We start from the raw sequence: 21,791 nt of genomic DNA on the forward strand, positions 1-21,791 counted from the left end.
ACCATGTCCCGTTATTTCATCGACCGGCCCATCTTCGCATGGGTCATCGCGATCGTGCTGATGATGTTCGGCGCGATTGCGATCCGCAGCTTGCCGATCTCACAGTTTCCCGAGATCGCGCCGCCCACGGTCACGATCAGCGCCACTTATCCGGGCGCCGATGCCGAAACGCTTGAGCGCACGACGACGCAGATCATCGAGCAGCAACTCAAGGGTATCGACAACCTACGCTACTTCTCGGCTTCGTCCTCCTCGGCCGGCAACGCGACGATTACCCTGACCTTCGAGCAGGGCACCGACCCCGACATCGCGCAGGTTCAGGTGCAGAACAAGCTGCAGGCGGCGACTTCGCTGCTGCCGCAGGAAGTTCAACGCCAGGGCCTGCAGGTGCAGAAGTCCGCAGCGAGCTTCCTGCTCGTCACCGCGCTTTATTCCGAGGACGGCAGCCACAACGCCAACGATCTCTCGGACTATATCGTCAGCCAGGTACAGGACCCCGTCAGCCGCATCAATGGCGTGGGCGAACTGCAGATCTTCGGCACCCAGTATGCGATGCGCATCTGGGTCGATCCGCTCAAGCTGCGCAGCTACAACCTGACGATCGCCGATATCAGCACCGCTGTCTCGGCCCAGAACGCACAGATTTCGGCAGGCCAGCTCGGCCAGCTTCCTTCGTCGAAGGAGCAGCAGCTCAACGTCACCGTGTCGGTTCAGTCGCGCCTGCAGACTCCTGAGGAATTCGGGAACATCCGCCTGCGCACCGGTCAGGGCGGCGCGGTCGTGCGCCTGCGCGATGTGGCGCGCGTCGAACTTGGCGCTGAAATCTACGGTTTCGATACGCAATTCAACGGCAAGAATTCGTCCGGTTTCGGTGTGAAGCTGGCCTCGGGCGCCAATGCCCTCGACACCGTGGATGCGGTGAAGGCCGAAGTGCAGAAGATCGCCAAGAACTTCCCTTCGGACGTCAAGGTCGCCTTCCCTTACGATTCCACTCCCTTCGTCCGCCTCTCGGTCGAGCAGGTGGTGCACACGCTGATCGAAGCAGTCGTGCTCGTGTTCCTTGTCATGTTCCTGTTCCTGCAGAACTGGCGCGCGACGATCATTCCAACAATTGCGGTTCCCGTGGTGCTGCTCGGCACATTCGGCGTGATGTCGATGCTGGGCTATTCTATCAACACATTGACCTTATTCGGCATGGTGCTGGCGATCGGTCTGCTGGTCGACGATGCCATCGTCGTGGTCGAGAACGTCGAACGCCTGATCCAGACGGAGCATCTGTCTCCCAAGGAAGCGGCGCGAAAATCCATGGACGAGATCAGCGGCGCACTGATCGGTATCGGCATGGTCCTTTCGGCAGTGTTCCTGCCGATGGCGTTCTTCGGCGGCTCCACCGGCGTCATCTATCGCCAGTTTTCGATCACCATCGTGTCGTCGATGGCGCTGTCGGTGATGGTCGCGTTGATCCTCACTCCGGCGCTGTGCGCCACAATCCTCAAGCCCCATGATCCCAAGCAGGGGCAGGGCAACGGTCTGCTTGCCCGCTTCTTCCGCTGGTTCAACGACAAGTTCGACCGGGGAACGCAGAAGTACGAAAAGGGCGTCACCCGCACCGCGCGCAGCTGGAAGCGTTCGGGCCTGATCTACCTGGTTATCGTGGGCATCATGGGCCTGGTCTTCTCGCGCCTGCCCGGCGGCTTCCTGCCGGATGAGGATCAGGGTATGATGATCGCGCTTGTCCAGGGCCCTCCGGGAGGCACGCTGCCCCGGACCCAGAAGGGGCTGGACGCGGTGCGCGACCACTTCCTCAAGGATGAGAAAGCCAACGTAGAATCCGTATTCACCATCAACGGCTTCTCCTTCAACGGCCAGGGCCAGAGTGCCGGCATGGCGTTCATCAAGCTCAAGGACTGGGCTGACCGCGGCGGAGCGGAAAATCGCGCCGCGGCGATCGCGGGCCGGTCCATGGGCACTTTCTCGAAGTACCGGGACGCGATGATCTTCGCACTGGTCCCGCCTGCCGTGCAGGAACTGGGCAATGCCACCGGTTTCGACCTGTGGCTGGTCGACGAGACCAACATGGGGCACGAAAAGCTGATTGCCGCGCGCAACCAGATGCTGGGAATGGCCGGCGGTGACAAGCGCGTCTCTCAGGTCCGCCCGGTCAGCCTCGAGGATGCGCCGCAGCTCGACATCAAGATCGATCAGGACAAGGCGAGCGCGCTCGGCCTCGATCTCAGTGCGATCAACTCGGAAATCTCAGCGGCCTGGGGCAGCGCCTATATCAACGACTTCCTCGATCGTGGCCGTACCAAGCGCGTCTACCTTCAGGCTGACGAACCCTATCGCCAGACGCCCGAGGACCTCGAGAACTTCTATGTCCGGGGAACGAGCGGCGAGATGGCTCCCTTCGGCGCTTTCTCCTCGTTCTCCTGGAAGAACGCTCCGGTCATCCTGACGCGCTATAATGGCCGTCCTGCAGTTGAGCTGCAGGGTGCGCCGGGCCAAGGCCTGAGCACCGGCGGCGCGATGGCGGCGATCACCGAGATGCAGGCGAAACTGCCGCCGGGCACCGGTCTGGAATGGACAGGCCTGTCCTATGAAGAGCGGCTTTCCGGCGGTCAGGCGCCCATGCTCTACGCGTTGTCGCTGTTCATCGTGTTCCTGTGCCTTGCCGCACTGTACGAAAGCTGGTCGGTGCCGATCTCGGTGCTGCTGGTCGTGCCGCTGGGCGTCATCGGTGCGGTCACCGCTGCGTGGCTGACGGGTCTCAACAACGACATCTACCTGCAGGTGGGCCTGATCACGACGATCGGTGTCTCGGCCAAGAACGCGATCCTTATCGTCGAGTTCGCGGAGGAGCGCGTGCAGGCGGGCATGAACGCCTTCGATGCGGCGATGGAGGCAGCCAGGCTGCGTCTGCGCCCGATCCTAATGACCTCGCTGGCCTTCATCTTCGGCGTGTTGCCGCTGGCGATCTCCACCGGCGCGGGCGCCGGCGGCCAGAACGCCATCGGACGCGCCGTGGTGGGCGGCATGCTTTCCGCCACGGTCTTCGCGATCTTCTTCGTGCCGATGTTCTTCGTGGTCATCTGCCGCCTGTTCAAGCACGGGCAGACCGATCGGCAGAAGCCCGCAGCCGAAGACACGCACCGCACTTCCGACGACGGCGTCGGGCCGCAGGGATTCTGAACATGACCAAGTCGCTCATCGCCCTGCTCACCGGCACCGCGCTGCTCGCCGGGTGCAACCTTGCACCCAAGTACGAGCGGCCCGTGGGCGCAATCCCGGCCGCCTTGCCTCAAGGCGGGGTTTACCCTGCCGCGGCCACCGATGCGGTCGACGTGTCGCGGATCGGCTGGCGGGACTTCTTCCTCGATCCGCGCCTGCGGCAAGTGATCGAGACGGGTCTCGCCAACAACCGTGACCTGCGGATCGCGGCCGCCAACGTACTTCAGGCCCGCGCCCAGCTGCGGGTCCAGCGCGCTGACTTGCTGCCGACGGTCAATGCCACCGGCACCGGGACCTTTACCAACAACCTCCAGGGTGCCGGCGGCGCCGGGACCGGGACGGGCACCGGTTCTTCGCAGGACATCGAGATCTACCAGGCCACCATCGGCCTCACGTCTTTCGAGCTGGATCTGTTCGGCCGGGTGCGCAATCTTTCGCGCGCAGCGCAGGAGCAGGTCTTCGCCAGCGAAGAAGCCCAGCGCTCCACCCGCATCAGCCTGATCGCCGAGATCGCCACCGCCTGGCTGACGATGGCTTCGGATCAGGAACAGCTGCGCCTTTCGCGTGAAACCCTGCGCACGTTCGAGGACACCCTGCGCCTCACGCGGGAGCAGTTTCGCATTGGCGTCGGTTCGGAACTGGAAGTGCGCCAGGCCGACACCAGCTATCAGGGCGCGGTCAGCGATATCGCCGCGCTGGAGGCCACCGTTGCGCTCGACCAGAACGCGCTGAACCTCCTTGTCGGCACCACCGTGGCGCAGGAGCAGCTTCCCGCAGGGCTCGGCGCCGAGCCGGCGACCCGAGATGCGCTGCCGGGCGACGTCAATTCCGACGTGCTGCTACGCCGTCCCGACGTGCTTCAGGCCGAACATCTGCTTATTGCCGAGAACGCCAATATCGGCGCCGCGCGCGCCGCGTTTTTCCCTACTATCTCTCTGACCGGCGCGCTCGGCACGCTGGGCCTGGGGCTGTCCGACCTGTTCAAGGATGGCAGCTATACGTACACGGCCAGCCCCAGCGTTGGCTTGCCGCTGTTCGACTTCGGCCGCCGCACCGGCAACTTGAACTACGCCAAGGCGTCGCAGCAGGCCGCCGTCGCAACGTACGAGAAGACGATCCAGACGGCGTTCCGCGAAGTCGCCGATGCGCTTGCCCAGCGGGGCAAGATCGGCGACCAGGTGCGGGCACAGTCAAGCCGTGCTGAATCGGCGAAGGTGGCGGCAAAGCTGTCCGATGCCCGGTTCCGCGCCGGGGTGGATTCGTTCCTGACGACGCTCGATGCCCAGCGCACCGCTTATGCGGCCGAGCAGCAGCTGGTCACCACCCGTTTTGCTCAGGGCGGCAATCTTGTGGAGCTGTATCGCGCGCTCGGCGGCGGTCTCGAAGAGAGCCGGGCCGTGGGCGCGGTGGGAACCGTTCCCGCCAACTGATCCGTGCAATTCGGCATTCCAGCGCCCGCGCCAGCCGTGACGAACGGCAGGTGCGGGCGTTCTTGCATCCTGTGTGCGCGCTTCGGCGCGGGCCTTTTGGAAAATGATTGCTAAGCGCCCGTCGAAGGGTGGCTGACCTGCTTCCAGTGCGGCTTCAGCAGATGCGGCTGAGAGCCTTTCCGTTCAGACTGTAGGGATCGCGCGGCAGTCGATCAGGCGGCCTGACCGGCGAGCCGCGCCGCCTGTTGCACCGGGATCGGGATGGTGAACGTGAACTTTTCGCCGTCCCAGCCGCGTTCGACCAGCAGTGCGTTTTCGGCTGCGACCAGCCGGTAGCTGCCTTGCGCGAACAGGCGCGGGGAGGCGCGGCGCCTGGCGAGCAGTTCGCGGGTCAGCGCGAGCTTGCGCGCGGATAGACCGGTGTTGCCGCCGTCCAGAGCCATCAGCCCCTCCCAGTCGACGGGACGGCGGTTGTCCGGGTCGGTGAGGGCGATGGCAAGACCTTCGGTGCCCTGATAGATGTCGGGCACGCCGGGCGCGGTCAGCTGCAGAGCGGCCTGGGCAAGAACGACTGTCTCCACCGCGGCCTGGAACGATGCGGCAAGCTCCTGCGGCATCAGCCCGCCGTCAGCCATGTCGTTCAGCAGCGTGCGGGCCAGGGCGGTGACGGCGGTTTCCGCGGCTTCGTCGGGGGCTTCGTGACGGGACAGTTCCTTGGCCTCACGCATGGCCTTGGCGATGTGGGCGGCAAGCCGCTCGTCCGCATCGGGCTGGCCGCGCAGGATTAGCGCGGTTTGCAGGGCGTAGATGCCCCAGCCTTCCGGCAGACCAAGGTTCAATGCGGTTTCGCGGGCCTCGGCGTAAAGGTCCTGTGCCGCTTGCGGGAAGTGGCTGAGTGCGATCAGCACCGCGCGCGCATCGGCGGAACGCTTGGTATCGTGGGTGGAAAGCGCATCGAGCGCGAGCGGTGTTTCGGCCGCGCGCATCGCCATGAGTTCTTCGAACCCGTCACAATCGACCGGGCCCAGGTCCGGCTCCGAACCGACTTCGCAAAAGGGCAGGAAGGCGATGCTGCGGAAGAACACCGTGTCCTCTTCGGACTTGGCGGTGAGGGCACCGGTCAGTTGTTCGAAGCGCGCGGCGAAAGTACGGGCGAGCAGGTCGTCGGGCGCGCGCAGCAGGTCCAGCAGCCGGGCTGTGTCTTGTTGCGGGCCGGCTGCGGCGACGGCCTCGGCGATTTGCGGGGAGAGGGGGCACAGATCGGCAGCGTAGGAACGGTAGACCGGCCAGGCGGTCGCCAGCCGGGCGACCGCGTCCATCAGCGCGGGCCTGGCATCCTCGGGGGCGGACAGCGCGGCCATGGCGGCATCCGTGACGCGCTCCAGTTCGGGCGTGAAAACCTGTTCCAGCAGTTCCCAGCGCACTTTGCGCACTTCTTGCGCGGTGGAGGGGGGCACCGCCCCGTCCGCAGCCTCGCGCATGGCGGCAAGGCCGGCGGGATCGGTCAGCAGGCGGGTGACAGGACTCATGAATTCATAGCCGCTCATGCCCTCGATCGGCCAGTTCGCAGGGATTTGCTCGCCGGGTTTGACGATTTTTTCGATCCACACCGGGGTGTCGCCCACGGCCTCGCGCAGGCGGTGGAGATAGCCGCCGGGGCGGGCGAGGCCGTCTATGTGGTCGACGCGCAGGCCCTGCACCTTTCCGGCCGCGACTGCATCGATGATCCAGCGGTGGGTGAGGGCGAAGACGTCCGCGTCTTCCTGGCGCACGCCGATGAGGTCGGTGATGTTGAAGAAGCGGCGGTGAACGATGCGGTCGGCGCTCGCGCGCCAGTCGCCCAGCGACCAGTGCTGCTCGGCCAGCAGGGCATCGAGCGCGGCGTCGTCCAGTGCGGTGCCAGCGTGCGCCAGTCGCTGGGCGAGCGGCGTCACGCGCAGCGGATATTCTCGGTCGTAAATGCGCAGCTGCGGATCGTCGCCGCTGCCTGCAAGCGCGATCTGGTCTGCCGCGCGCACCTCGGCCAGGGTCCCGTCCAGGACCGGGAAGTGGATGGGGCCTTTTTCCCAGTCGATGTCGAACACGGCGGCGAAGCGGCTGTTTGCACCATGGCGCATCACATCGGCGAGGAACGGGTTTTCGGGCGTGAAGGCCATGTGGTTGGGGACGATATCGATCACTATGCCGATGCCGACCCGCTGTGCGGCCTCGCTTAGCGCTGCAAAGGCTTCCTCGCCGCCCAACACGGGGTCGATGCGGGTCGGGTCGATCACGTCGTAGCCGTGAGTGGAGCCGCTGGCGGCGTGGAACGGCGGGGCGAGATAAAGGTGGCTCACCCCCAGCTGTACCAGCCACGGCAGCAGCGTTCGGGCGCGGTCCAGATCGACGCCGCAGCGCAGCTGGAGGCGATAAGTAGCGACGGGTACGGCTGGCGGCATCAAGGTTACTCCCGTCTCACAAGGCCGTCACGGCGGCAGAGAACGCAAAGGGGCTGGACGGATCGGACAGTTGCAGGATCGGCGCAGGGTGCGGCTCGAAATCGGGACCTTCCCCGATCCCGAGCCGAGCCCGCAGGAGAAGAGCGGTGGACCCGAATGTCCAGCGCGCCTCGATCTGCGGCCCGCTGCGATGCACGGCGGCCACCGGGTTCGGGTTTTGCCCCAGCAGCGGGGTGAGATGGTCGGCGCGCAGGGTCAGCAGGCCGTGGACGAACTGTTCGTGTTCCCACTGCTCGGGACGGTCCGGTTCGCCGATCTTCGAGGCGAGGAAGGTTTCGCGCGCGATGGGATCGGGAACGTCGCCGCCGAAGCTGGCGAACCCGGCGAATTCCTCCGCCCGGCCCTTCCGCACGGCCTCGGCAAGATCGCCCGAAAAGTCGGCGAAAAACTGGAAGGGGGCCGGGGTCAGGAACTCGTCGCCCATGAACAGCATGGGCACGAAAGGCGAAAGCAGCGTTAGCGCGGTGACCACGCGCAGGGCGTGATTGTCCGGCGCCAGTTGATGCAGGCGCTCGCCCCGGGCCCGGTTGCCGACCTGATCGTGGTTGCCCAGGAAGTTGACGAAAGCCGTGCGCGGCAGGTGCGCGCTGGGCTCTCCGCGCGGCTCGCTGTTCCGGCCGCTTTGCCCCTGCTCGACATAGCCATCGGCGAGGGCTTTCGCGATGTCGCCGACCGGGTCCACCGCGAAGGGGGCGTAATAGCTTTCGTCCTCGCCGGTCAGAAGGCAGTGGACGGCATGGTGCCAATCGTCGTTCCACGTCGCGTCGAAGGGCGCTTCCGGCGTGAAGTAGCGTGCAAGGTTACGCTCGTCCTCGGTGACGAGGTGGATGGGGCGGTCAGCGACATGGCTGCGGATGCGTTCGCCCAGTTCGTCGAGGAAGTGCTTGGCCGAGTGGTCCTCGATGGCGTGAACGGCGTCGAGGCGTAGACCGTCGAAGCGGTATTCGTCCAGCCAGTGCAGGGCGTTGGCGATGAAGAATTCGCGCACGGCGGGGGTTTCGAAGGCAATTCCCTGACCCCACGGCGAGGTGCGGTCTTCATGGAAAAACGCGGGGTTCCAAGCCGCGAGGTAGTTCCCGGACGGACCGAAGTGGTTGTACACTACGTCCAGAAGCACGCCCATGCCCTGACCGTGCGCCGCGTCTACCAGTGCACGCAGATCGTCGGGTGTGCCGTAGGCGGGGTGCGGTGCGTAAGGCAGCACGCCGTCGTAGCCCCAGCCGTGCGCTCCGTCGAATTGGGCGACGGGCATCAGCTCGATCATGGTCACGCCAAGATCGCGCAGGCGCGGCAGGTGGGCGATGGCGGCGGCGAAGGAGCCCTCCGCAGTGAAGGTGCCGATGTGCAGTTCGTAGACGACCGCCTCGTGCCACGGCAGGCCGGGCCATTCGTGCTCCCACGCGAAGCGCGACGGATCGACGAGGCGCGAGGGACCGTGGACATCGCCGGTCTGGGCGCGGGCGGCCGGATCGGGATAGGCGGCGCCGTCCACGATCCAGCGATAGGCGCTGTCCGCCTGCGCATCGGTATCGAGCCGCCACCAGCCATCGCCGGCAGGCCGGGCTGCCAGGACGGACGCGCCCAATTCCACCGCGACATGGCCGGCATCCGGTGCCCAGAGGCCGAAGCGCCAGTGACGGTCGTCGATCGGGGCCGCGCCCCAGGCATTCGTCATATGCCGTGCCCGCTCAGACGGGACGGAACAGGCAGAGGCTGGCGGGCGAAATAGCCGCCGTCTCGCCGGGGATGGCTTCGGACGTGAAGGGATCGTCGCGGGCGGTATCCAGCACGCGGACCCAGCGATCGGCGCCGTTCCCGCTTGGCAGTACGAAGTCCAGTTCGTCGCCCGCGTTGAGCACCGCGAACAATGGCCGTCCGCCGTCGAGGAAGACTTCGCGCGCGGAGTAATCGATCATCATGCCCAGCACACGCAGGCCCTCCTGGTTCCACAGCTCCTGGTCCATCGGGCGGCCGTCGGGCTGGAACCATGCGATCTCGACGCGCTCGTTATCGCTGGCGTCGCCTTGTAGGAAGTTCTCCTGGGACAATACCGGGAACTGGTGGCGCAGCGCGATCATGTCCGTGCAGAATTTCAGGAATTCGTCGTCGCGGTTGTCCCAGTCTACCCATCCCAGTTCGTTGTCCTGGCAGTAGACGTTGTTGTTACCCTGCTGACTGTTGCCGATCTCGTCGCCGGATAGCAGCATCGGCACGCCTTGGCTGACCAGCAGCGTGGCCATCATAGCGCGGCGGCGGCGGGCGCGGGCGGCGATGATGGCTTCGTCATCGGTGGGGCCCTCGGCGCCCATATCGTCGGAAATGTTGTTGTCGTGCCCGTCGGCGCCGCCTTCGCCGTTCGCCTCGTTGTGCTTGTCGTTGTAGGCGACGGTATCCATCAGCGTGAAACCGTCATGCGCGGCGAGGAAGTTGATAGAGCTGGTCGCGCCCCGGTCGGAATGGTTGAACTGGACGGGCGAGCCGATCAGGTGCTGGGCGATGTCGCCCACCTGGCCCTCGTCGCCGCGCCAGAAGCTGCGGGTGGTATCGCGAAACTTGTCGTTCCATTCGCGGAACGGGTGGGGGAAGCCGCCCACCTGATAGCCGCCAAGGCCCACGTCCCATGGCTCTGCGATCAGCTTCACGCCGGCAAGGATCGGGTCTTGCCGGATCGCGTCGAAGAAGCCGCCTTCGCGGTCGAAGCCCGCTGCCTCGCGGCCCAGGGTGGAGGCAAGGTCGAAGCGGAAGCCGTCGACGTGCATCACCTGCACCCAGTAGCGCAGGGAATCGAGGACCATGCGCATGACCATCGGATGGGCCACCTGCAGCGTGTTGCCCGTGCCGGTAGTGTCGAAGCTGTAACGCGGGTTTTCGGGGCTCAGCAGGTAGTAGCTGGCGTTGTCGAGGCCGCGAAAACACAGGGTAGGCCCTTTTTCGGAGCCTTCGGCGGTGTGGTTGTAAACCACATCCATGATGACCTCGATCCCGGCCTTGTGGAACCGCTTCACCATGTCCTTGAACTGCTTGATCGCGCGGGGCGCCACGTCGCCGGAACGCAGAAAGCGCGGTTCGGGGGCGAAGAAGCCCAGCGTCTGGTAGCCCCAGTAGTTCGACAGGCCTTTGTCCAGCAGCATCCTGTCGTCGAGGAAGAACTGGCAGGGGAGCAGTTCGATCGCGGTGACGCCCAACTTGCGCAAGTGGTGGAGGATCGGCTCGCTCGCCATGCCCTCATAAGTGCCGCGCAGGGCTTCGGGGACGTCGGGATGCTGCATGGTCAGGCCGCGTACATGAGCCTCGTAGACCACGGTTTCGGTCCAGGGGCGGGCCAGGGTCTGATCGCCTTCCCAGTCAAAATCGGGGTCCTGCACCACGCTCTTGACCATGAACGGCGCGGAATCGCGGTGGTCGAACGTGGTATCGTCGCCGGTGGTCAGGTCATAGCTCCACAGCGCATCGTCCCAGCGTACCGCGCCCGATACCTCGCGGGCGTAGGGATCGAGCAGCAGCTTGTTGGGGTTGAAGCGATGGCCGCGCTCGGGCTCGTAAGGGCCGTTTGCGCGAAAGCCGTAAAGCTGACCGGGCTTTATGCCGGGAACATAGCCGGTGAACACCGACCCCTCGCGCGAGGGCAGTTCCATGCGTGAGACTTCCTGTGTGCCGTCATCGCTGAAAAGGCACAGTTCCATAGCTTCGGCATTTTCGGAAAAGACCGCGAAATGCGTGCCCTGGCCGGTATATTCGGCGCCCAGTTCGTGGATCAGACGCTCCGGCTTGGCGAAGGAAAACTCGGCGGACCCCTGCGACATTGCGACACTCCAAATGGTACGGGTGCAGGAAAAGGCCATGGCATACAGACCACGCCGGCTATGCCCGGAAACCTGCAATTCCCGTGATGCTGCGACTGCTAACTCGCACACTGGCCGGGCGTTCCCACCGGATGAGGGCAAGTATGCGCTAGAATCGAAGATTGGCCCGGCCAGCCAGGCTTTGATGTCGATGCTAGCGTATAACCATGCGCCGGGAAGCGGCGTATCCAGGGCCGTCGACGGGTTGCCGAAGCTGAGTCGGCAATGAGCATCGCCGGAGGAACCGGCTAGATCGGCCGTCCCTGCATAAGGTAGGCGCAGCTTGGCTGGGAGCAGCGGTGGCAGGGTCGGCCTATGGGTTTCATCCCCAGAAAACCCGACGACGGAAAGCCATCATCCGTATAATTCCGGATGCAACTCTAGCCGAACTGGCGCATTTTGTTTCTATCCAGAGAAGGGGACGGCACATGGCAAGCGAATGCATCGCCTATCGCGATTCCAAGGGTGGGCTCCATAGCAGCGCCGAAAGGGCTACGCTGGAGGACCTCGCCGGTGTCCTCGGGCGGGTCGGCGACGAGGGCGGCATGACCGGCGGCGTCGCCCGCATGATCTTCGACAAGCGCGACGAGATCGAGCGGGTGTTCGCCGAGCACGATGCTCTTATGGCTTCGGCGCCCAAACACGAGGACATCGGGCCGGGAGTACAGACGATCCGCGCCGTTACCTAACGCGCGGATCGAAGGCTCTCAGGCGTATTTGTAAGGACCGCCCCGGGCCAGCGCGGCTTGGTAGGCAGGTCGCGCATGGATCGTTTCGAGCCACGCGATGACGGCGGGCCGCGAGCTGTCCAGTCCGCCGCGATCGCGCGCTGCTTCAAGCGGGAAGCTCATCATGATGTCGGCTGCGGTAAAAGTATCTCCCGCGAACCAGGGCCGGGCGGAAAGCTCGCTTTCGACGAAATCGAGGTGGACGTCGATCATGGGTTGCAGCCGCTTCTGCGCGATTTTGCCGACAAGTGGGATCATGCCCAGCACCAGCTTGATCAGCAGCGGCGGCATCAGCGAACCTTCCGCATAATGCAGGAAATAACGATAATGGAGCGCCGCCTGCCTTTCATCCGGAGAGCCCAGGATGCCGCCGGCCTTCGCTACCAAATATTCGATGATCGCTCCGGTTTCGGCCACCGTGCATGGCTGTCCCGCGCCATCCTCGTCGACGATGACGGGTGATTTGCCAAGGGGATGCACCGCGCGCAGTTCGGGCGGCGCAAGCATCGTTTCCTTGTTCCGTTCATACCGGGTAACCTTGTAAGGCATCCCCAGCTCTTCGAGCATCCACAGGATGCGCTGCGACCGCGAATTTTCGAGATGATGGACGGTGAGCAACAGTTAATCCCTTCCCATGAGGCATGTGTCGACAAGGGACGAAATCGCGGAATGTTGCGTCGGGCCTCGATTTTCCGCCGCTAGGCCCTTGGGCACCCGGGGACGCGCCGCGATGGCCAATACAATTTCTTACCATTTGCGGCTACTTTGTGCGCCCTTGCCATCATAGCCCGAAGGCCATGAGGAATACGGTCCCCCTTCGGTCAGGCCCCGGCCTGCTATGCATCCTGCTCGCGTCGACGGCGATGCCGGGGGAAGCACTGGCGCAAAAGACCGCCGCCGCGCCGGCTTCGGCAAAAAGCGCTCCGGCCGTCGTAGCGTCCGCCGAGGACGAGATCATCGTCACGGGGCAGGCCGTACCAGGCGCGGTGATCGGCGATGTGCCGCCGGAAAACCAGCTCGGACAAGCTGAGATCGCGTCCTACGGCGTCGATTCGGTCAGCGACCTGCTGGCCGAGATCGCTGACCAGACCAGCAGTATTGCTGGGCGCGATGCGTCCAGCGGGCCGGTCGTGCTGGTAAACGGCAAGCGCGTATCGGGCGTCAACGAGGTGGGCGACCTGCCGGTTGAATCGGTCCTGCGCGTGGATATCCTGCCCGAGGAAGTCGCCATCAAGTACGGCTACGATGCGCAGGCCAAAGTGGTGAACATCATTCTCAAGCGCCGCTTCAAGTCGCGCGTCGCCAACCTTGGCGGCGGCATGGCGGCGCAGGGCGGGGGCGGGCAGGGTTCCGGCGCCTTCACCTACACACAAATCCGCGACAACGACCGGCTGAACCTGATCGGCAGGGTCGATACCCAGGCCGCCATCCGCGAAAGCGACCGGGGCATCGCCGCCGATCCAGACAGCGGCGTGACCCCGGCGGGCGGCATTGCCGACGAAACCGCCTATCGCACGCTTCAGGCATCGACGCGCGACTATGCGCTGGCGGCCAGCCTGGCGCACGAACTGAGCGCCACTTCCAACGCTTCGTTCAACCTGAAGGGTACATATGCGACCAGCCGTGGACTCGACGGGCTGGCCACGGGCGACCTGACGATCCCGGCGGATAGCCCCTATTCGGACGGCACCGGAACGACACTGAGCCGCTATCTTTCGACCGATCCGCTGCGCAAAGCGACGAACTCGGGCGCCGTCTCGGCCGGGGGCACACTGAACGTCGACCTGTCCACGCGCTGGAAGCTGTCGGTCATCGGCAGCTATGCGCATTCGCAGTCGGAAACCCGGTCGGACAACGGGTACGATACCAGTGCGCTGCAGGCTGCGCTGGACGGCGGGAACACGGCAGTCGATCCCTATGGCACGCTGTCTGCCGCCTTGCTGGGCGATATGGTCACCAACCGCGCCAATTCAAACAGCGACACTGGCAGCGCCAGCATGTTGCTGTTCGGCAAACTGCTGAAGCTACCTGCGGGCGACCTTGGCGTGAGTTTGAAGCTAGGCGGCGATTTCACCGCGCAGTCTTCGACCACGGTGCGGGACGGGCTGACCAGCAGCGGCGACGCAAACCGTACCAACGGCAGCGCCAGGCTGAGCGTCGACGTACCGCTGACCAGCCGCAGCAAGGGCGTTCTGGGCGCGGTCGGTACGATCAGCCTGAACCTCAACGGCGGGATCACGCAAGTTTCCGACTATGGCACGCTGGGCACTTTCGGCTTCGGGGTGAACTGGGCGCCGGTCACCGGGGTCAGCGTGATCGCATCGCTCAATCAGGACCGCAGCGCGCCCACCGTGGCGCAGCTCGGCAATCCGGTGACCATCAGCAGCAACCAGCGGGTCTATGATTACGTCACCGGCCAGACGGTGCTGGTCACCAGCGTGACGGGCGGCAACGCCGGGCTCAAGGCCGACGACCGCCATGTCTTCAGGCTGGGCGTCAACGCCAAGATTATGAGCGAGCCGAAGCTCAACTTCACCGCCAGCTATGTCGACAGCCGCAACCGCAACGCGGTGATGAGTTTGGGCGGCGTGACCGCGGCGGTCGAGGACGCGTTCCCCGACCGCTTCATGCGCGATGCCGAAGGCACGCTGGTGGAAGTCGATGCCCGTCCGGTGAATATCTATCGCCAGCGCACCGAACAGGTGCGCTGGGGCTTCAATTTCTCGGCCCAGCTGCGCAAGGCCAAGCGGCCCGAGCGGCGGCCTTGGCCGCGCGGGGGAGAGCGAGGCGCGGGACCCGGCCGCTGGGGACCACGGGCGGACCAGGCCCAGCCGGGCGACCAGACAAGAGAGCCGGCCCAGGCTGTGGATCCGCAGGCAGAGCGCCAGGATGGCCCGCCGGGCGAAGGCACCGAGATCACCGTCAACGGCAACCGCGAGGAGCGCGGCCCCGAAGGTGCGTTCCCCGGTGGCCCGCCGCCGGACGGTTTTGGCCCGCCTCCCGGCGACGGTCCGCCGGCCGACGGCTTTGGCCCTCCTCCGGGCGGCGGCCCCGAAGGAATGGGCGGGCGCCGTGGGCCGGGTGGTGGCCCTGGCGGCGGAGGCCCTCGCGGGGGAGGCGGACGCGGGTTCTCGGGCGGCAGCGACAACGGCGCGCGGCTTCTGGCCTCGGTCTATCACACCTGGGTTCTGCGCCAGGAAGTGCAACTGACAGAGGGCAGCGACACGATCGACCTGCTTCACGGCGGGACGATCAGCGGCAGCAGCACCCCGCAGCACAAAGTCACCGCGACCCTGGGCGTGACCGACAACGGTCTTGGCGCAAGGCTTGAGGGCAACTGGCAAGCCGCGACCACCGTTTCGGGAGATAGCATGTCTTCGGCGGCCGGCGACCTGCACTTCGGCGCGCTCGCTACGCTCGACCTCAGGATATTCGCCAACCTTCAGAATCGCTTTCGCGGGAAGGCATGGGCGCGCGGCACGCGTATCACGCTGTCGGCGCAGAACCTGTTCGATACCCGCCAACGGGTGACCGACGCCACCGGGACCACGCCTTATGCCTATCAGCGCGACTATCTCGACCCGCTGGGGCGCACTCTGCTGCTGTCGGTGCGGCGCATCTTCTGACGCGAGCGCACCAGCAGCGTGAGGGCGCGGACCACGGTGACCGCATACGGACGGGCTTGGCGGAGACGGTTACCTTGGGCATTTCCGCCAGGGTATTCTTCTCCAACTCGCCGTCGCCCACGCGCGACCATACGCCGTAGGGCATGATCTCACAGACCACGGTCGGCTGCGCGTAGCTTTCGACCAGCGCTACCTGGCCGGGCACGGGGCCGTCGCTTGGATACGCGCGCTCCCAGGCTGTCCCTCATGGCCGTGAGTGATTTTTGTGCGGGCTGCGTATAGGTGGGGAGTGGAGGTAATGAAGATGCGCGATATCGACGAACTGCTGGCGGACCTGGGCGGTGACGGTGCCGACCCGCGGCTGGCGAACATAGACGCCGCCGTGCTGGCAGGCATGGGCCAGCGGCGCGCGCAGGGTGCGGCGCGCCGCACGTTGGTGCTGACCAGCGTGATGGCGCTGGGCATCGGTTTCGTCGCCAGTTTCTCCGCACCGCAAAGCGCGCGCGCGGTGCCGTCCTTCGCGCTCAACGCCGTGCCTTCCAGCGCGCCGTCATCCCTGCTGATGGGCGGGCGCTGAGACGGTGGCGCGTCCTTCGTACCTCATCGTTCTCTTCGCGTTTCTGGCTGCGATCGCCGGGGTATTCATCGGTCGCCTGCTGTTCACGCCCGAACCGCCGATTGAGAACCGCTTCCACACCCTGATCCATCATGAGCTGAAACTGGACGCCGCACAGACGGCGCGGATCGAGGCGCTGGAACGCAGCTTCGCGGCGCGGCAGACCGGCTACGAGCAGGAGATGCGCGACGACAACCGCCGTCTCGCTGCGGCGATTCAGGCGGAGAAGGGCTACGGTCCGCATGTCGCCGATGCGGTGGACCGTTCGCACCATGCTATGGGTATGCTGCAGAAGGAAACGCTGCGGCATCTGTTCGCGATGCGTGCCGTCCTGCGCCCCGATCAGGCGCAGCGTTTCGACAAGGCGATGGTGGACGCGCTGACCGCACCGCAGCAGTGAGCCCGCTGTCGCCCGCCGCCGTACCCGGTGCCGATGACGACGGCACGCTGGCTGCGCTTGCCCTGTCCGGCCGCGAGGATGCATACCGGGCGCTGATGGCGCGTCACCGCGATGCCGTCTATCAACTGGTGCGCGCGCAGATCGACGACGGCGATGCTGCGCTGGACGTTACGCAGGAAAGCTTCATCGCGGCCTTTGCGCATCTGGATCGCTACGATCCGGCGCGCCCGTTCCGCTTCTGGATCATGCGCATAGCCATCAACAAGGCGCGCGACTGGCGGAGGAGGCGCAAGGTGCGCAGCTTCTTCTCCCGCGCCCGTCCGATGGATGAAGGGCTGCAGGTATCGGACATCGCGCCGGGTCAGGAACAGCAGGTCGCCGCTCGGCAGGAACTGGCGCGTACGCGCTGCGCGATCGCTGCTCTGCCTGAAAACCTGCGCTCGGTGCTGTTGCTGCGCACCATTGAGGGCATGAGCCAGACCGACGTAGCCGCTCTGCTGGGCCTCAGCGCGAAGGCGGTAGAGACACGCCTTTACCGCGCCCGCATGAAATTGACCGAGAGTTTGAGGGTATAGCCACCATCTAAACTCGACCGCCGGACGATCATGCGCGGTGCAAGGTGCGATGCTTTTGGGGGAGCGTATCCGCCATGATATCGGGCATATCCACGTCGCATTGGCGGGCGCGAAGGGTAAGCGGTGACGGCTAACGGCACAATGCCGGGGCCGTTGATCCGCCTGAAGGAAGGCCAGCACGAGCGCCTTTGCGCTGCCAATGGCCAGCACGAGGATACCTCGATCCACGACCAGACCTTTGCACAGCGGATGGACTCCACCGACATTTGCGATGTCACCGGTTCCACGTACGATTTCCTTATCGACGGCCCAGACACGGCCGGCAACTGGACCGTCCTGTTCGCGCCGGGTGAGCGGGTGCGGCTGCCTATCATCAACGTCTAGTCGACGACCAACTTCAACTTCTGCCTGCCGGGCCTCGCCATGACGGTGCAAATCGGCATGGCCTTGACCGCGCATCCTGCGTTGAAGGCAGCAAGGGCTAGCGGGAACGGAGGGGTGTGACAGGTTCTTCAAGGCAGCGGGCATCGGCTCTTCTTTCACGTAAAAAATTGTCACGCGTCGGTGAGGGATAGCCCCGTGAGCCGCGTATCCTGACGATGACGCCAAATTACAGCTTCCATAGCGCCCTGCTTCGACGCAGGCGTTTCCTTGCCCTTGGCGGCGCTTTCGCTGGCAGTCTTGGCATGTCGGGTCTGTTCCCGGGTTGGGCGCGGAGCGGGACGTCGGGCATCGTTCATGCCGGCACCGATTCCGGCGTTCTGTCAGGCAATTCCATCGCACTTCAGATTGGCGAAAGCCATTTTGCGACCGGCGGCCGATCGGGCCATGCCGTAACCGTCAACGGTACGTTGCCCGCGCCGCTGCTGCGCCTGCGCGAAGGCGAAACGGTGAGTATCGCCGTCACCAATCGCCTGAAGGAGCAGAGCTCCATCCACTGGCACGGATTGCTGGTGCCGTTCCAGATGGACGGCGTACCGGGAGTCAGCTTCCCCGGCATCGATCCGGGTGAGACGTTCGTCTATGAGTTCCCGCTCACCCATGCGGGCACCTTCTGGTACCACTCGCACTCTGGAATGCAGGAGGCGGAAGGACTGTTCGGGCCGATCGTGATCGATCCTGCCGGTGCCGATCCGATCGCCTGTGACCGCGAGCATGTGCTCGTCCTTTCGGACTGGAGTCCGATCCATCCGCACGAGCAGATGCGCCGACTGAAGATGATGGGCGGTTACTTCAACCGCCAGCGCCAAACTCTTTCGGGGTTGCTTGCGGGTAAGGACCAGTCGCTGGCCGACCGCCTCGCCTGGGGGGCGATGCGTATGGACGCGACCGACATCTCGGACGTAACCGGATCAACCTACAGCTTCCTCGTCAACGGCCATGGCAATACCGAAAATTGGACCGGGCTTTTTGCGCCGGGCGAGAAAGTGCGCCTGCGCGTTATCAACGCCTCGTCGATGACCAATTTCAACTTCCGCATCCCCGGCTTGCCGCTGACGGTAGTGGCGGCAGACGGCAATCCCGTGCAGCCGGTCGAAACCGATGAAGTGCAGATCGCAATTGCCGAGACCTACGACTTCATCGTCCAGCCAGGCACCGCAGAAAGCTACGGCGTGATCGCAGAGGCCATCGACCGCTCCGGGCTCGTCCGCGCGACACTGGCGCAGCGGCCGGGCCTTGTGGGTGAAACGCCGAAGCTGCGTGAACGCCCGGTCCTCACCATGCGCGACATGGGTATGGATATGGACGGCATGGATATGGGAGAGGACAGCGGCCACTCGATGTCGATGCGCGATCCGTCGGTCGCGCCGAGCGTGAAGATGGGGCCAGGCGTCGCCACGCTTTCGCCGATGCCGGTAGATCGTCTGGGCGACCGCCCGACCGGGTTAGAAAGCGTAGATCACCGCGTGCTGACTTATGCCGATCTGCGCTCGCGCAATCCCAATCCGGATACTCGCGTGCCGAGCCGCCAGATCGACGTGCACCTGACGGCCGCGATGGAGCGGTATATGTGGTCCATGGACGGCGAGGCGATGTCGGAGAACCCGACGCCGATCTCCTTCCGTTTGGGTGAGCGCGTGCGCGTCAACCTCATCAACGACACGATGATGCCACACCCGATCCACATCCATGGCCACTTCTTCGAACTGGTCAGTGGCGAGCCGGGAAGCCGCGCGCGCAAGCATACCGTCAACGTACTGCCGGGCGGAAAAGCTTCGTTCGATCTCACAGCCGATGGCGAGGGTGACTGGGCGTTCCACTGCCACATGCTTCTGCATATGCATGCTGGCATGATGCGGGTCGTGACGGTCCGAAAGGAAAGAGAAGCCTGATGGCTCGGCTCTTACCGATCCTCACCTCGCTGCTGTTGGCTGGCTCTCCGCTTGTCGTACAGGCGCAGGAGACCGACACCACATTGCCGCATAGTGGCGGCCATGACGGTATGGATCATGGCAACATGGACCATTCACAGGTGGACATGCCTGGCATGGGTATGAGCGGGCAGGACATGAAGGGCATGGATCACTCCGCCCATGCCATGCCGGAAAGCACAGTCAGCGACGAGCCAGGCGATGCCCCGCCGCCGGCGCCGCCGACCGATTTTCCTGCCGAACGCTTTTTCGAGCCCGACCGCATGGCAGCCTCGCGCGCGGCGATGATAGAGGAGATGACCTTCAGGACATTCGCGCTTCAGGTCGACCAACTGGAATTGCGCACCGGCAAGGGCGGCGATGGCTTCGGCTGGGACGGGCGGGCGTGGTATGGAGGCGATATCGACCGGATCGTTCTGGCCAGCGAAGGCGAGGGCACGTTCGCCGAGCGCGCCGAACGTATCGAACTCGGTGCCTACTGGCGTCATGCGCTGGACCCATGGTTCAACCTGCAACTCGGCATGCGGCAGGATTTTCGTCCCGATCCGCAACGTACGTACGCGTTAGTCGGGATCGAGGGGTTGGCGCCGTACTGGTTCGATGTGCAAGGTCAGCTACTCGTCTCGAACAAGGGCGATGTCCATGCTCGCGGCAAGGCGAGCTATACACAGCGCATCACCCAGTCGCTTGTGGTTGAGCCCGAGGCCGAGGTGGATTTCGCGTTTCAGGACGTACCGGCGCTGAACGTCGGTGCCGGCTTCGAGCGCCTCGAAATGGGCGCGAGGCTTCGCTACGACCACAATCGTTCGCTGGCGCCTTACGTTGGCGTCAATTGGGAGCGTAGGTTGGGAGGAACCGCTCGGATTGCGCAGGTTGCGGGTGAGGATGTGTCCGGGGTCTCGGTGGTTTTCGGCGTGCGTGCCATGTTTTGATTTTTGCCTTTCAGGATGTCGATCATTTTGCGGACATCGGTCGTCGACGATGAGGCCCGCGCTCGCGTACTACAGTCCGGGAAAACCAACGTCAGAAGGGCCGTGTCTGAATTGGTGAAAGCCGGTCTGCTTCGACGTCACTATCAGGGGTATAGGGTCGATCACCATCATCGCGGTGCGCACCCAGGCAGTCTACACGCTCGCCGAAGCGGCGCGGTCTCACGCGCGCAGTGCCTCCGCCGGCCGAAACGAGGGTACGCCCAGTGCAGGGCGAACTGCTTTTCCAGTAGCCTTTCAGGCCGATGTGTCTGGGCTGTTTATCATGGCCTCGGCTGACGTTCGGTATTCCGGGGCGAACCCGATCAATTCGGCACGAACGACGGCAACAGCCGTAGCTCCACCATTCGCTGCAACCAATGAACCAGGCTGTCTAGGCTGTCACGGCACGGTGCAAAGCCGGCCTGGCGTATCTTGATCGTGCTCAGCAGGAAAGGCGCGGCCTTGTCAGCGATCCGTGCGCTGCACAGCAGGTCAAGGTAGTGGTGCGATTTACCTAGCAGCGCCGCGAGGTTGGGAACGCGCAAGCCGTGGCGGGCCACGATCCGGTCCCAGCCGATCAGTACCTCGGGCTCTGCGAACAGATCCGCGAGCCGACGTGGCTCGACGCCGCCGTCTGAATGGCCGAGCCGTGCGGCAAGATCGGGCCAAGCATGCTGGAGGACAAAGCCGTCGCCATTGGTCACGTTGAAAGTCTGTCCGTGCGCGGCAGGGCTGTCGGTCGACCATGCGAACGCTTCTGCCAATAGCTCGGTGTCGACCAGCTCCCACAGCGTGGGCGCGGCCGCAGGGCAGGCAAAGGGTCGGCCGAGTTCGCGCGCGATGGCGGCATATGCGCCGATCGCCGCGACCGGATTCATCGCAGCGCCAGGAGCGCTGCCGAGCAAAACTTGCGGCCGAAAAACGGTAAGCGCGAAACCAGCCCGCGTCGCGCGGGCGCGAGCAAGGTCCTCGTGCAGCCAATAGAAGTTGGGGTGATCGTCGCGGGGTCGGTCCTCGCGCGCCGGAGTGGTGACTGGGTGGCGGTGCCCGCCATACGCTTTCGCTCCCTGCAGCAAACTCAAATGGCGCAAATGGCCGCAATCGGCGACTGGATCGAGAACATTGGTGAGCATCGTGCCGTTGAGCGCGATCAATTTCTCGTCGCGCCAGCCCGAGACCAGGTCATCCGATTCCAGCACTGCGGCGTAGATCATGTGGCTGACGGGGGGCAGGGTACTGATGGCGACAGTGCATGCGGCCGCGTCGGTCAAGTCGGCGGCCACATGATCGAAGCGAACATCGTCGGCGACGACGGGTCGGCGGCGGGATAATGCTGTCACGCGCCATCCCTGCAATCTTGCGAAATGTTCGACCGCGCCTGTGCCGATCACGCCACTGGCTCCAACGATAAGCATGTGGTTCGTCATGTGTCATTTCCGGAGCCCCGGCTCGGGCGAGAACGAGTAGGAATAGTCCAGGCTCTCGACATCGCAACGCGCGCCGGG

The 21,791-nt window shown here is 64.8% G+C and carries 14 protein-coding genes and 1 pseudogene; 10 read left to right on the forward strand and 5 right to left on the reverse strand.

Annotated elements, in window-relative coordinates:
- Window positions 1–3 precede the first annotated feature (3 nt).
- Together V474_RS19230 and V474_RS19235 are read left to right on the forward strand one after the other, a co-directional pair.
- Window positions 4–3,189, forward strand: a complete 3,186-nt coding sequence (locus tag V474_RS19230; protein WP_059153031.1) for an efflux RND transporter permease subunit — start codon at window positions 4–6, stop codon at window positions 3,187–3,189.
- A gap of 2 nt (window positions 3,190–3,191) precedes the next feature.
- The gene (locus tag V474_RS19235; protein WP_201786070.1) at window positions 3,192–4,658 is read left to right on the forward strand and encodes an efflux transporter outer membrane subunit; all 1,467 of its coding nucleotides are present in this window, start codon (window positions 3,192–3,194) and stop codon (window positions 4,656–4,658) included.
- 212 nt (window positions 4,659–4,870) lie between these two features.
- Here V474_RS19235 and treY read toward each other — a convergent pair whose 3' ends face one another.
- From treY to glgX, 3 genes are read right to left on the reverse strand one after another with little or no spacing between them, the layout of a single operon-like run.
- Window positions 4,871–7,096, reverse strand: coding sequence for a malto-oligosyltrehalose synthase (gene treY, locus V474_RS19240; protein ID WP_059153032.1), 2,226 nt, complete (start codon window positions 7,094–7,096; stop codon window positions 4,871–4,873).
- A gap of 16 nt (window positions 7,097–7,112) precedes the next feature.
- Window positions 7,113–8,831 carry a malto-oligosyltrehalose trehalohydrolase gene (treZ, locus tag V474_RS19245; RefSeq protein ID WP_059153033.1) on the reverse strand — a complete coding sequence of 573 codons (1,719 nt, stop codon included), beginning with the start codon at window positions 8,829–8,831 and terminating at the stop codon, window positions 7,113–7,115.
- 13 nt (window positions 8,832–8,844) lie between these two features.
- Window positions 8,845–10,959: a glycogen debranching protein GlgX gene (gene glgX / locus V474_RS19250; protein WP_059153034.1), complete on the reverse strand. Its 2,115-nt coding sequence runs from the start codon at window positions 10,957–10,959 to the stop codon at window positions 8,845–8,847.
- Window positions 10,960–11,426: 467 nt separating this feature from the next.
- On the opposite strand from glgX, the gene V474_RS19255 reads away from it, so the two are divergent.
- Complete coding sequence (locus tag V474_RS19255; RefSeq protein WP_059153035.1) at window positions 11,427–11,687, forward strand: hypothetical protein; 261 nt, start codon at window positions 11,427–11,429, stop codon at window positions 11,685–11,687.
- Between the two features lie 18 nt (window positions 11,688–11,705).
- Here the strand turns inward: V474_RS19255 and V474_RS19260 are convergent, their stop codons facing one another.
- Window positions 11,706–12,347, reverse strand: a complete 642-nt coding sequence (locus V474_RS19260; RefSeq protein ID WP_059153036.1) for a glutathione S-transferase family protein — start codon at window positions 12,345–12,347, stop codon at window positions 11,706–11,708.
- Window positions 12,348–12,523: 176 nt separating this feature from the next.
- On the opposite strand from V474_RS19260, the gene V474_RS19265 reads away from it, so the two are divergent.
- The 7 genes and pseudogenes from V474_RS19265 to V474_RS19295 all read left to right on the forward strand — a co-directional run bounded on the left by V474_RS19265 (window position 12,524) and on the right by V474_RS19295 (window position 20,247).
- Window positions 12,524–15,352: a TonB-dependent receptor gene (locus tag V474_RS19265; RefSeq protein WP_059153037.1), complete on the forward strand. Its 2,829-nt coding sequence runs from the start codon at window positions 12,524–12,526 to the stop codon at window positions 15,350–15,352.
- Between the two features lie 298 nt (window positions 15,353–15,650).
- Window positions 15,651–15,929 (forward strand): hypothetical protein, encoded by a 279-nt coding sequence (locus V474_RS19270; protein WP_059153038.1) that lies wholly within the window; start codon window positions 15,651–15,653, stop codon window positions 15,927–15,929.
- A gap of 4 nt (window positions 15,930–15,933) precedes the next feature.
- The gene (locus tag V474_RS19275; protein WP_059153039.1) at window positions 15,934–16,368 is read left to right on the forward strand and encodes a periplasmic heavy metal sensor; all 435 of its coding nucleotides are present in this window, start codon (window positions 15,934–15,936) and stop codon (window positions 16,366–16,368) included.
- Entirely contained in the window at window positions 16,365–16,943 is a 579-nt protein-coding gene (locus V474_RS19280) for an RNA polymerase sigma factor (RefSeq protein WP_236711345.1), read from the forward strand. Before V474_RS19275 ends, V474_RS19280 begins: the two co-directional genes overlap by 4 nt.
- A 123-nt stretch (window positions 16,944–17,066) precedes the next feature.
- A pseudogene (locus tag V474_RS19285) lies at window positions 17,067–17,324 on the forward strand (multicopper oxidase domain-containing protein); the annotation flags it as partial.
- 218 nt (window positions 17,325–17,542) lie between these two features.
- Entirely contained in the window at window positions 17,543–19,276 is a 1,734-nt protein-coding gene (locus tag V474_RS19290) for a copper resistance system multicopper oxidase (RefSeq protein WP_059153041.1), read from the forward strand.
- Window positions 19,276–20,247, forward strand: a complete 972-nt coding sequence (locus V474_RS19295; RefSeq protein WP_148649472.1) for a copper resistance protein B — start codon at window positions 19,276–19,278, stop codon at window positions 20,245–20,247. Before V474_RS19290 ends, V474_RS19295 begins: the two co-directional genes overlap by 1 nt.
- Window positions 20,248–20,609: 362 nt before the next feature.
- Here the strand turns inward: V474_RS19295 and V474_RS19300 are convergent, their stop codons facing one another.
- On the reverse strand, window positions 20,610–21,713 hold the full coding sequence (locus V474_RS19300; protein ID WP_059153042.1) for an NAD-dependent epimerase/dehydratase family protein: 1,104 nt from the start codon (window positions 21,711–21,713) through the stop codon (window positions 20,610–20,612).
- Window positions 21,714–21,791 lie beyond the last annotated feature (78 nt).

It is taken from the genome of Novosphingobium barchaimii LL02, from assembly GCF_001046635.1.
Classification (GTDB): domain Bacteria; phylum Pseudomonadota; class Alphaproteobacteria; order Sphingomonadales; family Sphingomonadaceae; genus Novosphingobium; species Novosphingobium barchaimii.

What these genes read in the sequence shown, in the direction of transcription:
- treZ (WP_059153033.1), bottom strand. Translation starts at nt 8,831, where the DNA reads ATGACGAATGCCTGGGGCGCGGCCCCGATCGACGACCGTCACTGGCGC.
- V474_RS19290 (WP_059153041.1), top strand. Translation starts at nt 17,543, where the DNA reads ATGACGCCAAATTACAGCTTCCATAGCGCCCTGCTTCGACGCAGGCGT.
- V474_RS19265 (WP_059153037.1), top strand. Translation starts at nt 12,524, where the DNA reads ATGAGGAATACGGTCCCCCTTCGGTCAGGCCCCGGCCTGCTATGCATC.
- V474_RS19295 (WP_148649472.1), top strand. Translation starts at nt 19,276, where the DNA reads ATGGCTCGGCTCTTACCGATCCTCACCTCGCTGCTGTTGGCTGGCTCT.
- glgX (WP_059153034.1), bottom strand. Translation starts at nt 10,959, where the DNA reads ATGTCGCAGGGGTCCGCCGAGTTTTCCTTCGCCAAGCCGGAGCGTCTG.
- V474_RS19300 (WP_059153042.1), bottom strand. Translation starts at nt 21,713, where the DNA reads ATGACGAACCACATGCTTATCGTTGGAGCCAGTGGCGTGATCGGCACA.
- treY (WP_059153032.1), bottom strand. Translation starts at nt 7,096, where the DNA reads ATGCCGCCAGCCGTACCCGTCGCTACTTATCGCCTCCAGCTGCGCTGC.
- V474_RS19255 (WP_059153035.1), top strand. Translation starts at nt 11,427, where the DNA reads ATGGCAAGCGAATGCATCGCCTATCGCGATTCCAAGGGTGGGCTCCAT.
- V474_RS19235 (WP_201786070.1), top strand. Translation starts at nt 3,192, where the DNA reads ATGACCAAGTCGCTCATCGCCCTGCTCACCGGCACCGCGCTGCTCGCC.
- V474_RS19230 (WP_059153031.1), top strand. Translation starts at nt 4, where the DNA reads ATGTCCCGTTATTTCATCGACCGGCCCATCTTCGCATGGGTCATCGCG.
- V474_RS19270 (WP_059153038.1), top strand. Translation starts at nt 15,651, where the DNA reads ATGAAGATGCGCGATATCGACGAACTGCTGGCGGACCTGGGCGGTGAC.